The following is an 11,172-nucleotide window of genomic DNA, read 5'->3' on the forward strand; positions in this document are numbered from 1 at the left end:
CTCGCCTCCCCGCGCGATGTTGTAAATCGTTTCATCCAGGGTATTTTGGCCATCGGGAACAGAGGAAATAGTCATGTCCAACAGCGCCTTGCCGCTGGTTATCAGTGCGCCGGAACCACGCACGCTCGACCTGATCTTCACAGCCCGGCAGCTGGCGCGGCTCAAGGCTCACTATCGTTTTGTCGAGACGACCGCTGACGGCGTCGCGAAACTGCCGGCCGACGTGCTGGCCGAGGCGCGCTATATCATCGGCCAGCCGCCCATATCGCCCGAAACGCTCGACGGGATGAAGGCGCTGCGCTGCGTCTTCAATGTCGAGACCAACCTCATCAACAACATGTCCTACGAGACCTTGTTCGCGCGCGGTATCCATGTCGTCACCACCGGCCTGGTGTTCGCCGAGCCGGTCGCAGAGCTTGGCCTTGCCATGGCGCTCAACCTCGCCCGCGACATCGTCGATGCCGACCTCGCCTTCCGCCAGGGACAGGAACTGTGGGGCGGCGACGGCAACCAGACGGCGCGGCTCCTGTCCGGCGCGGATGTCGGGATCATCGGTTTCGGCGATCTCGGCCGGGCGCTGAACCGGCTGCTGTCGGGCTTCCGCACCCGCACCAAAGTCTTCGATCCCTGGCTGCCGCCATCGATCCTCATCGACAATGGCGTCGAGCCGGCCTCTCTCGACGAGGTGCTGTCGACCAGCGACTTCATCTTCGTCGTTGCCTCGGTGACCAGCGAGAACCAGGGTTTTCTCGGTGCCGAGGCCTTTGCCGGCATGCGCAAGGGCGCCGCTTTCATCCTGCTCAGCCGCGCCGGCGTGGTGGACTTCCCGGCACTGATGGCGGCGGTGAAGAGCGGCCACATCGTCGCCGCCAGCGACGTTTTCCCCGAAGAACCGCTGGCGCGGGATCATCCGGTGCGCACCCTGCCCGGCTTTCTGCGCTCGGCTCACCGCGCCGGCGCGCTCGACATCGCCTTCAAGCGCATGGGCGATATGGTGCTTGAGGACATGGACCTGATCGACCGCGGCCTGCCGCCGCTGCGCTCCAAGCGCGCCGAGCGCGAGACGGTTTCGCGCATGCGTTCCAAGCCGGCCGACAGGAATTGAGGCGTGGGTTTTCGTCCCGGTTGGCCGGCCCTCGACAAGGTCGGCTTGACAAGGGCGCGGCCGGCGATAACGCTGCCGCAATCGAACTTTGCGGAGGGAGGCCATGAACATGAAGAAGATCTATGAAAAGCCGATGCTGCTCAAACGGCAGAAACTCTCCGCCGTGACGGCGCAGCAAGCCAATTCAGGCGTAATAGGCCCGACAGGCCCGGCAGGCTGACACCTCGCGGCATCCAATGAAGGTTAGTATCGGACGCACCCGGGGCGGGCGGTACGGCAGCCGCTCCAGGCGCAGCTTCAGTGTCCACGGCTGCTCTTCGCCCTGCGGGCGACCGCTTCCATAAAAGAGCGGGCGGCAGCGTCACAAGCCGTTCTGGACGGTCCGTTCGCGGACAGCACGACCTCCGCGGCCTTCCGCGACATGCCGTATTTCCGGGCGAAGACCGCAGCGTCGTAAGGTTCGTTTTCGGCTACCGGTGCCGCGGACGTGATCCTGGCTTTGGTCATTGGCGCGTCCGCCTGAAACTCTCAAGCAACTCGCCTTCATTGCGGCAGCCATTCTGGAACAGCGAAAACACCGTGGCCGCCAGAAGCTGCACGTCCGACTCTCCCGACATGCGATCGAGTTTGCGCTCCAGGCAGACCCGATCGAAGACGCGCTGGCACAGTTGCAGATCGGAAGGATGGAAACCAGGATTGCGCTTATGAAGGCTCGACATAAGAAGCCCCTTTCGGAGCAGCGATCACTTCCTTGACGCTGTGGGCAAAAAATGAAATCGGGCTGAGCAAGAGTCAACATCGGCCTTCATCACAGTAAGTATCGTACAATTCTCCCGCCGGTCCGCCCCTTTTTCGAACGATTCTCGGGCCCGGCGCGACATGGCGCCCTTGTCATTAGCCGGCGGATTTCATCGACCCTCACCGTGATCCGGCGCTCTCATGAAATATGTCGGTTTTGTACCAAGTGGCGCTTGGTACGTTTCCGACACTAACATTCAGGCCGATCTTTTCATATGCGAACGGGCGTTGGGGGGCGCCGTGCTTCGAATTTCATATCGCATTGATATCTTTCTTCGTTCAGAGCCCCTATACATAGGCGATCGTCCGTACGTTTTTACGGGCACGGACGGCTGGGAGATTGGATGGCTCTTGCCCTGCATTGGGCCACGCCATGTCTGATCTCACCAAAAACCATCAATACCGAAATCAGCTGCTGCGGCGCATGCCCGCGGATGATCTGGCGTTGCTCGAGCCGCACATGCAGCGCTGCGACTTGCCGCTGCGCATGATGCTGGTGACTCCGAATATTCCGATCGAGGCCGTCTACTTCATCGAACAGGGCATCGGTTCGGTGGTCGCCAGCACGGCAAGCGGCCAAGAGGCCGAAGTGGGCTTCATCGGCTTCGAAGGCATGACCGGATACGCCCTGGTGATGGGCGACGACCGTGCGCCGCATGCCTGTTATGTCCAACTCGAAGGCGAAGCGATCCGCATCGAAGTCGGCGCTTTCAAGGCAGCATTGGAGGCAAGTGCAACCTTGCGCATGTTCCTGCTGCGCTTCGTCAACGCGCTACAGACCCAGGCCGGCTGCACCGCGCTCGTCAACGCGCGGTTGAAGCTCGAGGAACGGCTGGCGCGATGGCTGCTCATGTGCGATGACCGCGTGCCGGGCGAACATCTCGCCATCACCCACGAATTCCTGGCCATCATGCTTGGTGTCAGGCGGCCAGGCGTCACCGTCGCCCTCCAACTGCTTGAAGGCCGCGCGTTGATCCGCTCGCGTCGGGGCGAGATCGTCATTCGCGACCGCGCCGGACTGCTGGAACTCGCCAATGGCAGTTACGGCGAAGCCGAGGCCGAATATACAAGGCTGATCGGCGAGATCGGCGCGGCCTGATCAGGAGCGGTTGCCGCCGGCATCCGGCTTGCCCGATGTCGCTTTGCCGGGCGGTGCCGCACCGCCTTCAAATGCGCCCCGGCCAATCGGCCCATCCCCGTCGATCGGTCCATCCTTGGCTATCGGCAACCCGGCATGCTCCAGACTTGCAAGCTTGCACTTCGTCTGTTCGGCCGCCGCTCCGATAAGGCAGTCGATGGTGAACATGGCACCGGCGTGATCGCTGGCCGCGACCGCCTGGCGGATCTTCGTCAATTGCGCTTGCGTGTAGTCCAGAAGCTCGACCAGGCCGGTATGATCCAAACCGCCCTCCATTGCAGGATGTCGAGAGGCCGATCTCAGGTCGCTCTTGCGATCGAAATACGCCCATTTACACGGCTTGCATAGCCGGACTGTCAGAATCGTACAGTCTACGCGCCACCGGGTCGTTGCCTATTGGCCAAAGGTCCATCTTCGCGCCGCCGCCACGGCATGCAAGTGTATATAAGCCATCGCTTGAATACTGGTCCGTACGTCTGTCGGGGAGATGTCGTGCCAATTCGCGAGAATCTCGCCGCCAATCTCAGGCGGCTGGTCCAACGCCACGCTTCCGTCAGCGCGGTGTGCCGTGAGCTTGGCATCAATCGCACCCAGTTCGAGCGCTATCTGCAAGGCAAGGCGGTTCCCAACAAAGCCACCGCAAGGCTGATCTGCGAGTATTTCAAGATCGATGAGAATGAGCTGTATCGTGAGCCGGCCGCCGCGGCAGCCAAGAGCGACGGCAACGCAACGCTGCGCCAGGCCCTGTACGAAAACATGGTGCGGCCGCCGTCGCCCGCCATCGCCGGAGGCACATATTTCACCTATTTTTCGATGCCCGGCCGACCCGACTTTTTGATGCGCTCGGTCACCTTCGTGCGGCGCGAAGCCGATCTCGTCACCTTCAGGCGGGTGACGCGCTGGGCTTCGGGCGATGGCCGGGGTGGCTCGAGAATACCCGGCAACCATTACGGCGTGGCGATCTCGCGCCTGAACTGGATTTATTTCACCGGCATCAACCGGCGCCAGACCACCGAGCCCTCGATCATGACCGTGCAGTGGGCTCCCATCTCCGAACCGGTTCTGGTGGGCAGGGCGATCGTCCTCACCGGATCAGGGCCGGCCTTTGTATCCGTCATCATGCGGCAGGACGTCGCCAGGATCAGCATGAGGCGAGCGCTGCAGATGGCCCATATCGTCAGTCTCGACGACCCCAGTGTCGATCAGCTGGTGGTCAGTCTCGCACGAGAGACCCGATAAACTCGCTTCTTACGGGAAAAATCGGGGAAAGTTTCAAGTTTTTCGACTATATTTTTCTTCGTTTCGGGATTTTTGCGCAAAAAACCCCGGAACTTTCACCCCAACCTGTCGTTTTCCAGCTGATCGTTGCTTCGACGATCCCAAAGCAACAGGAGGAGTACCGCCATGAACATCAAGATGATCTGTTTCGGCGCGATGACGCTCTCGATGGTTGCCGGTACGGCGCTTGCCGCGAGCGACACCGGCACGTCGGCTCTCGACGATCCGGCCAAGATGCAGCCCTTCTACACCGACTCCAGCAGGAAGACGATGGTCAGCGACGACGATTTCGTGAAGGCCTGGAAGGCCCTTACGCCGGACGACCAGACCGCGATGATGAAGGCCTGCGAGGACGAGGCGAAGGACGCCACTGCGGCCAACAGCCATCCGGAATTCTGCAGCAGCGTGAAAGCGAACGGCGGCAGCAAATAGCAATCCAGCGGCCCGATGAGAAACAGCCCCTTCGCGGGGCTGTTTTGCGTCTGCCGCGGGGCGCACGGACAAGCCCGCCACGCAACGATCAGCCCGGCCGGCGCGCCGGCCCATTTCCCTTCCTGCTATGTTGCACCGCGATAAAATTGCTCTATGTTGCACTGCGATAAATTTGTTGCATTGCGATATCAGCCTGCCCGGCCGACGTTGCGCAGGGGCTGGGCCTTGCACGAAGGAGCCGTCGTGGCAGCATCGTTCCGGCCGGACATACAAGGATTGCGCGCGCTCGCCGTCGGCGGTGTCGTCGCCTACCATTTCGGCCTCACCGCGCTCCCCGGCGGCTTTGCCGGCGTCGACATCTTCTTCGTCATCTCGGGCTGGCTGATAACAACCCATCTCATGCAGGAGATCGGCGAGACCGGCCGGCTCGACCTTTGGCGCTTCTATGCCAGGCGCGCGCGGCGGCTTCTGCCGGCAGCTTTATTCGTCATCCTGGTTACGCTGGCCGCCGGCTACTTCATCCTGGCGCCGCAGGAGCAGGCGCTCTATTCGCGCGGCGCCATGTTCGCCTCCGCCTATGCCATCAATCTGTGGCTGCTGCGCTGGTCGTTCGACTATTTCGCCGCCGACGCCACCAGCAATCCCTTCATCCACTTCTGGTCTTTGTCGGTGGAGGAGCAGTTCTATCTGGCCTGGCCGGCGCTGCTTCTGCTGGCCGCCTGGCTGCGGCCGGGCCGGCGAACGGCCGCAGCCGTGATCGGCGTTACCGGCCTTGCCTCCTTCGCCGCCTGCCAGTGGCTGACCAGCGCGGCGCCGGCCTGGGCCTTCTATTTTTCACCGCTGCGCGCCTGGGAGTTCGCCGCCGGCGGCCTGGCGACGCTGGTCCCCATGGCTTTGCTGCAGCACCGCATCTGGCTGCGGGCAGCACTTGGCTGGCTCGGCCTGGCGCTGATCGCGACCGCCTATCTCCTGTTGAGCGAGGACCTGCCCTTCCCCGGCTGGTACGCGTTGCTGCCGGTGGCGGGCACCGTGCTGGTGCTGCTGAGCGGCGTCGGCGGGCCGCAGAGCAATAGGCGGACCGGCTGGCAAGCCCTTGGCCCGGCTACCGCTTTGTCCCTGCCGCCCTTGCAATGGATCGGCACGCTCTCCTATTCGCTCTATCTCTGGCATTGGCCGGTCATCGTCTATGCCGGGATGCTGGCGCCGGAGCTTTCGGTGCCGCAGCGGCTTGGCTGTGGCGTGCTGGCGCTCGCGCCGTCGGTGCTCACCTATCATTTGATCGAAGACCCGGCGCGGCGCGGCGCCTGGATGGCGGTGGGCGCCCGCGCCTTTCCCAGGGGCATTCCAGGCGCAAAACCGCTTCGCGCTTTTCCCGGCCTTGTGCTGGTTCCCGCGCTGATGCTGACCGGCACCGGCGTGGCGGTCGCCTATGCCAACGCGCATCTGGCCACGCGCAACATCGGCCCCGAGCAGCGCGGCATCGAGCAGGCGGTCGAAAGACCTTCCATCGCGCGGGCTGTCGACAAGAACTGCCTGGCCGACTTCCAAACGGTGACGCCGAAACCCTGCATGTTCGGCCCGGCCGATGCCAGCCGCACCATCGTGCTGTTCGGCGATTCGCACGCCGACCAGTGGTCGACGCCGCTGATCGAAGCAGCCAGGCGCAACGACACAAAGATCATCACCTATCTCAAATCATCGTGCCGCGCTTCGCGGCTCTCCACCTTCAACACGGTGCTGAAGCGCGACTACACCGAATGCGACGCCTGGCGCGAGCAGGCCATATCAGAGATCATCCGCCACAAGCCGCGCCTGGTGGTGATCTCCGAATTTTCCATCGGCAATCTGATCCGCGACCTGCCCGCGGCCGAACGCACCGCTGAAGTAGCGCGCTGGCAGGCCGGCCTGCGCTCGACCTTGCAGGCCTTCAGCCGGGCCGGTGTCGAGACGGCTGTTATCCGCGACACGCCGATCAACGCCAGCTTCGCCGGCTCCTGCGTGGCGCGCACCCTGTGGTGGCGCGAGGCACCCTCGCCGCACTGCGACACGCCAAGAGCCGAAGCCGCCAACGACAGCACCGCCGCCGCCGAGCGCGCCGTGGTGACCAGCGTGCCCGACACCCGCTACATCGACCTCACCAACCAATTCTGCGGCCCGACCACCTGCCACGTCGTCTTATCAGGCAAGCTGGCGTTTCGTGACAGGCACCATCTGGCGACGGGCTTTGCAGAGACGCTGGCGGGGCCGCTGGAGCGGGCCTTGTTCTAGGCGCCTGGGTATCTGCGCCCGGTCCGCATTGTTCATCACATCTTGCGAATCTGTGGAACTGGCTTGATCACCGATCCGGCAGGCATCGCCGGTCGGATCCATTTCACACCTCACCGCCTCATCATCATCCCGTAATGCACTGCCAACAAATCCAGCCCCACCTTCAGCAGCTTCGTCACCACGTTCCGGCCTTCGCCGGTCTGCTCGGACAGGCGCTTGAGGGAACCGTCCGCGCAGCAGACTTGTCGCACCACGGCGGCCACCTCCCAATGGCCTAGCGCTCTTGTGGCGGCGGCATAGGCCCTGCCGGCGTCGAGCACACTGTCGGCGATGCCGCCGCCATCGCGGCCGCCGTCGACGCGCTCGGTCCAGCGCATCGGCTTGACATCAGCCTGCTGGCTGCAGCGGAAATCCTCGCGGTAGCGCAGACCTGCCTCGCGCTGCTGGCGCGACAGCGAGGTGATGCCGACGAGCGCATCGATGGCGCGCACCCGCACGATGCCGCCGGTGGCGGCGTAGCCGTCATTCGACACCTCGTAGACACGAGCAGCCTCCAGCGTGCCCGCCGCCAGCCGCTTGCGGCCGAAGGCGTCATCCCTGAGCGCGAAATCATGGCCGATCTCGCGGCGTATGCGCACCTGCTCGGCCTCGCCCTTCGGCAATTTCGGCGCCTGCGGTTTGACGGGTCTGGTCCTTTTGCTCATGGGAGGCTCCTGGTTGGCTCGGGATGATGGAGAACGGCAAAGCGGCGATCCTTCGCGCTGTTGGGCATCTCCCCACATGGTCGGCAGGGCGGAGAGAGCCGCCGTTCGGTTGGCCTTCGTTGAATCGGAGGTCGTCGCCTCCTCGCCGCTGCGCCAGCATCCTTGCCGCCCGGCATCCAGGCTGATGGAACCGGCGCGAGCTTTCGACGTTATGTCGCGTCCATGCCAAGGGGAGGTTCGCCGATGACAGCCTTCATGCCGGTTACCGTGCGCTTTTGCGATAACAAAACCATGCTGGTCAGTTCGGTGGCCGGCGCAGCCGAGGCATTGCGCCACCAATGGCCCGACAAGACAGCACCTGGTTATCTCGAGGCGACGCGGCTGGTTACGCTCGCCGTCGAAGGCATCTGCTGCCAGCGCATTGCGTTCGACGCCTTCACCAGGGCGGCCAAGCAACAGAACATACTGGTGGCCAGGCCCAAAAGCCGCGCCCATGACTGGCTGAACGCGGTGGCTAGCCCATGAGGATCGCGCGCCGGCCGAAAAATTGATGCAACCGGCCGCCAGCGGGGCGCGTTTATCGATGCGGTAGTTGGAGCCGCGCGCAAAGCGAAGGTGAACGCCGTGGGTACGATGAAAACCGGAGTGCCGCTCAAAGTGCGGGTGGAAGATGAGATCGAAGAGATCGACAGCGTCAGCGAAGCCGCCGATTTTCTGCAGCGTTGGCCGCTCGAGCGACGCGGCCATGTCTACCGCAGTGCGCTGAACGCCTGCAGCGCGGCGATCGCCGCGCAGATTTCCGAAGCCGACGCCATGAAGGTGTTTACCGGCTTTGCCCGGGTGACCGGTATATTGGTCGACGAGGGCAACCCGGCGATGGCGATGGACGCAAGGAGCATGCAGAGCCGCACGCCCAAGCAAGGCCGGCAAATGCCGAAATAAGGTTTTGGCGATTTTGCTCCGGGCTTGATTCATCTCAGATCCTCCACCTCTGTGCAGCGAGGCAGCCCTTTCACCCAGCCTCCGCTTCGCTCGGCTGACCATTCCGGGGCGAGCCACGTGTCTCGCCCGTCCTTCGGACCCCCGGGGGGAGAGGAGATTGCCAGCGGCGGTGCCAATCTCTTCTCCCCAGCGGGGAGAAGGTGGCCCGGAGGGCCGGATGGGGGGGCCGCCTCGCGCAACCTCTCGCAAGAACTCGCCGGCACGCCATCGGTTTCCGAGGCATCCGCCCTCGCCGTTGCCGGCGCCGGCGCCAGACTGCTCGGCCCCCGCACGGTGCTCGGCCCCGTCACCTGCGCGATCGCCATCAGCGGAGATGCGCCATGACCGTCCATTTCATCGGCGCCTGGTGGTAGGTGCAATAGCTTTTCAGCGCCCTGGTGCGCATGCCGCAGCACAGCATGTCGGCGCCCGGCCGGCTGCCTGGCGCATCGTTTTCAGAATCCTCCTCCACCGTCAAATCCAGCGGCGCGCGGCAGCGTGAAAACAGGCAATCGATGAAACGCATCGCCACGCCATGCGGCTGCCGGCCAATGGCCGCGCGCGGTGACGCCGGCGTCTCCAGGCGATAGGCTACGCCGTCGGCGATCAGCACGCCTACCTCGCGCACGAACGAATGGCGCCTGGGCCGGGCCACTTCACGCCCGTCCTTGGTGGCAAGCACGCCATGCATCTTGCCGACGACAGGCGTCGCAGTCCCCGGGGCGCCAGTCGCCCGCTTGCTTTCAGCGCGCTTGCCCACGGCCTGTCCGGCTCGCGGCGGCGGCCCCTTGCCATTGGCAAAACCGATCGCGCCCAGCATGGCGTTACGGTGCACGATGCCGATGATGGCGTCGCGCGACACCGGGCTGCCGCGCAACGCGCCGAACGCGACTGCAATCCTGGAGGCTGATAGCCCGTCCTTCAGCCAGCGGCCGATCTCGTGCAATTCCGCGTCGCTATAGCTTGCCATATCCAGCTCCATCCAAAGTTCGGCCGCGCGCCGTCGGGCAGCGTCAAGGTTCGACCCGGTGGCCGGGTCGCAGTCAGGTTGTTTTTCAAGAGCCGGCTGTCAGCCGACCAGCCTCAGCCGGATTGGGTAGATTTCCCGCCGGCAAGGTGCAGAAGCCGCGCCTCGGCCGTGTTTCTATCCAGGGCGGAAACCGCCCTGCCCGTTGGCCTGTCGAACAGGATGACGGTGCCGTCCTCGGTGCGGATGCAGGAGCGGCCAGCCGAAAAAACAGCGCCGGCGCCATGCCGGTCGGATTGGGGGCCGGAGCCGCTGGGGGCGGCGGCTCCGGCCGTTCCGGTCGCCGGAGACGGGCGGACCGGACCCGGGGCTGGTGCAGTCAAGCACCGAGCGTCGGGCTTCATCCTGGCCGGGGAGGAGGACAGCCGGGATGAAAGGGGGGCGACAGCCGCCGGGCACACCGCGCACGGGGCCGGCGCCATTGCGCCATCAAAGGTGGACAGGTTTTGCATACCTGTATATAAGCATAACTCATAAATTGATGCAAGTCATTCTTTCATAGACGAGAGCCACTTTCATCACTCACATGGTCGCCATGGCAAGAACGGAACTGTCGATCAAGGTCGGGGCGGCGATCCGCAAGGCGCGCAAGCAGCGGGGCCTGGTCATGCGCCACATCGCCGAGCACAACGACACCGACGTCGCCGCCGTCGGCAATTGGGAAACCGGCCGCAATCTGCCCAAGACCGAGAACCTCCTGAAGACCGCCGCCTTCCTGCGCGTCGACCCGGTGGCGCTAGGTCAAGGGCAGGTCGTGTTTCTCGACGATGCCGGACCGGTCGCCGATGCGGAGATCGTCACCGATACCGGTCCGCTACCCGCCGGGTCGACGGATATCGAGGTGCTGGGCGCGGCCGTCGGCGGCGACGATGGCGATTTCACCTTCAACGGCGAGCCGGCGGGTTATGTCCAGCGCCCGCCGGGGGTGCGCAACCTGCCGAAGGTGTTCGCCCTGCACGTGCTCTCGGATTCCATGGTGCCGCGTTACGAGCCCGGCGACCTGATATATTGCGGCGGCCGCGACGCGGTGCCCGGCGACCATGTGGTGATCGAGACCTTCCCCGAAGAAAACGAGCGCAACGGCAAGGCCTTCATCAAGAAGCTGGTCAAGCGCACGGCGGGCGAGTTGGTGGTCGAGCAGTACAATCCGCCGAAGACGCTGACCTTCAACCGCTACGCCATCAAACATGTCTGGCGCGTGATTCCGCTGAAGGAATTGCTGGGGTATTGAGGACGGGCCGTTCTTCCTTCTCCCCCTGCGAGAAGGAAGAAGCAGCGCTGGCACCCTCCCTTCGACAAAACTCAAGCCCGCCGTGATCCCTCCAGCGGCACCTCGCGATCGCTCAGCATCTGCGCTTCGCTGCGCACGCGCTGGCGCTCGTCGATGAAGGCCGCCTGGATCGTAACGGTCGCCCCTGGCAGTCCGTCGGCACGGCCAGCC

13 protein-coding genes and 1 pseudogene are annotated in these 11,172 nt (G+C 64.2%); 10 read left to right on the top strand and 4 right to left on the bottom strand.

What is annotated here, in order from left to right:
• Positions 1–73 precede the first annotated feature (73 nt).
• Both EOB49_RS30425 and EOB49_RS30430 read left to right on the top strand, forming a co-directional pair.
• Positions 74–1,105 (top strand): hydroxyacid dehydrogenase, encoded by a 1,032-nt coding sequence (locus EOB49_RS30425; RefSeq protein ID WP_127383157.1) that lies wholly within the window; start codon positions 74–76, stop codon positions 1,103–1,105.
• 109 nt (positions 1,106–1,214) lie between these two features.
• Positions 1,215–1,325 carry a putative RiPP precursor gene (locus EOB49_RS30430; protein WP_127321053.1) on the top strand — a complete coding sequence of 37 codons (111 nt, stop codon included), beginning with the start codon at positions 1,215–1,217 and terminating at the stop codon, positions 1,323–1,325.
• Between the two features lie 283 nt (positions 1,326–1,608).
• On the opposite strand, the gene EOB49_RS30440 is transcribed toward EOB49_RS30430, so the two are convergent.
• Positions 1,609–1,824 carry a hypothetical protein gene (locus tag EOB49_RS30440; protein ID WP_127321045.1) on the bottom strand — a complete coding sequence of 72 codons (216 nt, stop codon included), beginning with the start codon at positions 1,822–1,824 and terminating at the stop codon, positions 1,609–1,611.
• A gap of 452 nt (positions 1,825–2,276) precedes the next feature.
• Here EOB49_RS30440 and EOB49_RS30445 point away from each other — a divergent pair, with 452 nt between their 5' ends.
• Positions 2,277–3,002: a Crp/Fnr family transcriptional regulator gene (locus EOB49_RS30445; protein WP_127383158.1), complete on the top strand. Its 726-nt coding sequence runs from the start codon at positions 2,277–2,279 to the stop codon at positions 3,000–3,002.
• Here EOB49_RS30445 and EOB49_RS30450 read toward each other — a convergent pair whose 3' ends face one another.
• Positions 3,003–3,305: a hypothetical protein gene (locus EOB49_RS30450; protein WP_127383159.1), complete on the bottom strand. Its 303-nt coding sequence runs from the start codon at positions 3,303–3,305 to the stop codon at positions 3,003–3,005.
• Positions 3,306–3,533: 228 nt separating this feature from the next.
• Between EOB49_RS30450 and EOB49_RS30455 the strand changes: the two genes are divergently transcribed.
• The 3 genes from EOB49_RS30455 to EOB49_RS30465 all read left to right on the top strand — a co-directional run bounded on the left by EOB49_RS30455 (position 3,534) and on the right by EOB49_RS30465 (position 7,019).
• On the top strand, positions 3,534–4,280 hold the full coding sequence (locus tag EOB49_RS30455; RefSeq protein ID WP_127383160.1) for a helix-turn-helix domain-containing protein: 747 nt from the start codon (positions 3,534–3,536) through the stop codon (positions 4,278–4,280).
• A gap of 165 nt (positions 4,281–4,445) precedes the next feature.
• Positions 4,446–4,751 (top strand): hypothetical protein, encoded by a 306-nt coding sequence (locus EOB49_RS30460; RefSeq protein ID WP_127270646.1) that lies wholly within the window; start codon positions 4,446–4,448, stop codon positions 4,749–4,751.
• A 243-nt stretch (positions 4,752–4,994) separates the two neighbouring features.
• Positions 4,995–7,019 carry an acyltransferase family protein gene (locus EOB49_RS30465; protein ID WP_127383161.1) on the top strand — a complete coding sequence of 675 codons (2,025 nt, stop codon included), beginning with the start codon at positions 4,995–4,997 and terminating at the stop codon, positions 7,017–7,019.
• A gap of 110 nt (positions 7,020–7,129) precedes the next feature.
• Here the strand turns inward: EOB49_RS30465 and EOB49_RS30470 are convergent, their stop codons facing one another.
• Entirely contained in the window at positions 7,130–7,723 is a 594-nt protein-coding gene (locus tag EOB49_RS30470; RefSeq protein WP_127321050.1) for a DUF6456 domain-containing protein, read from the bottom strand.
• Between the two features lie 243 nt (positions 7,724–7,966).
• On the opposite strand from EOB49_RS30470, the gene EOB49_RS30475 reads away from it, so the two are divergent.
• The 3 genes and pseudogenes from EOB49_RS30475 to EOB49_RS30485 all read left to right on the top strand — a co-directional run.
• A complete protein-coding gene (locus tag EOB49_RS30475; protein WP_127268742.1) occupies positions 7,967–8,248 on the top strand; it encodes a DUF982 domain-containing protein in 282 nt (93 codons plus the stop codon).
• A gap of 108 nt (positions 8,249–8,356) precedes the next feature.
• Complete coding sequence (locus EOB49_RS30480; protein WP_164749149.1) at positions 8,357–8,665, top strand: DUF982 domain-containing protein; 309 nt, start codon at positions 8,357–8,359, stop codon at positions 8,663–8,665.
• Between the two features lie 237 nt (positions 8,666–8,902).
• Positions 8,903–9,049, top strand: a pseudogene (locus EOB49_RS30485) (cobalamin biosynthesis protein); the annotation flags it as partial.
• Here EOB49_RS30485 and EOB49_RS30490 read toward each other — a convergent pair.
• Positions 9,030–9,674: a GcrA cell cycle regulator gene (locus tag EOB49_RS30490; RefSeq protein WP_127383162.1), complete on the bottom strand. Its 645-nt coding sequence runs from the start codon at positions 9,672–9,674 to the stop codon at positions 9,030–9,032. The pseudogene EOB49_RS30485 and the gene EOB49_RS30490 sit on opposite strands and share 20 nt — an antisense overlap.
• A gap of 583 nt (positions 9,675–10,257) precedes the next feature.
• On the opposite strand from EOB49_RS30490, the gene EOB49_RS30500 reads away from it, so the two are divergent.
• Positions 10,258–10,962 (top strand): helix-turn-helix transcriptional regulator, encoded by a 705-nt coding sequence (locus EOB49_RS30500; protein ID WP_127383164.1) that lies wholly within the window; start codon positions 10,258–10,260, stop codon positions 10,960–10,962.
• Positions 10,963–11,172: the final 210 nt, after the last annotated feature.

Source organism: Mesorhizobium sp. M7A.F.Ca.MR.148.00.0.0, from assembly GCF_003997735.1.
Lineage (GTDB): Bacteria > Pseudomonadota > Alphaproteobacteria > Rhizobiales > Rhizobiaceae > Mesorhizobium.

Bases quoted from the DNA above. Each gene is read 5' to 3' on its own strand.
- EOB49_RS30425 (WP_127383157.1), top strand. From the start codon at position 74: ATGTCCAACAGCGCCTTGCCGCTGGTTATCAGTGCGCCGGAACCACGC.
- EOB49_RS30430 (WP_127321053.1), top strand. From the start codon at position 1,215: ATGAAGAAGATCTATGAAAAGCCGATGCTGCTCAAACGGCAGAAACTC.
- EOB49_RS30440 (WP_127321045.1), bottom strand. From the start codon at position 1,824: ATGTCGAGCCTTCATAAGCGCAATCCTGGTTTCCATCCTTCCGATCTG.
- EOB49_RS30445 (WP_127383158.1), top strand. From the start codon at position 2,277: ATGTCTGATCTCACCAAAAACCATCAATACCGAAATCAGCTGCTGCGG.
- EOB49_RS30460 (WP_127270646.1), top strand. From the start codon at position 4,446: ATGAACATCAAGATGATCTGTTTCGGCGCGATGACGCTCTCGATGGTT.
- EOB49_RS30470 (WP_127321050.1), bottom strand. From the start codon at position 7,723: ATGAGCAAAAGGACCAGACCCGTCAAACCGCAGGCGCCGAAATTGCCG.
- EOB49_RS30475 (WP_127268742.1), top strand. From the start codon at position 7,967: ATGACAGCCTTCATGCCGGTTACCGTGCGCTTTTGCGATAACAAAACC.
- EOB49_RS30480 (WP_164749149.1), top strand. From the start codon at position 8,357: ATGAAAACCGGAGTGCCGCTCAAAGTGCGGGTGGAAGATGAGATCGAA.
- EOB49_RS30490 (WP_127383162.1), bottom strand. From the start codon at position 9,674: ATGGCAAGCTATAGCGACGCGGAATTGCACGAGATCGGCCGCTGGCTG.
- EOB49_RS30500 (WP_127383164.1), top strand. From the start codon at position 10,258: ATGGTCGCCATGGCAAGAACGGAACTGTCGATCAAGGTCGGGGCGGCG.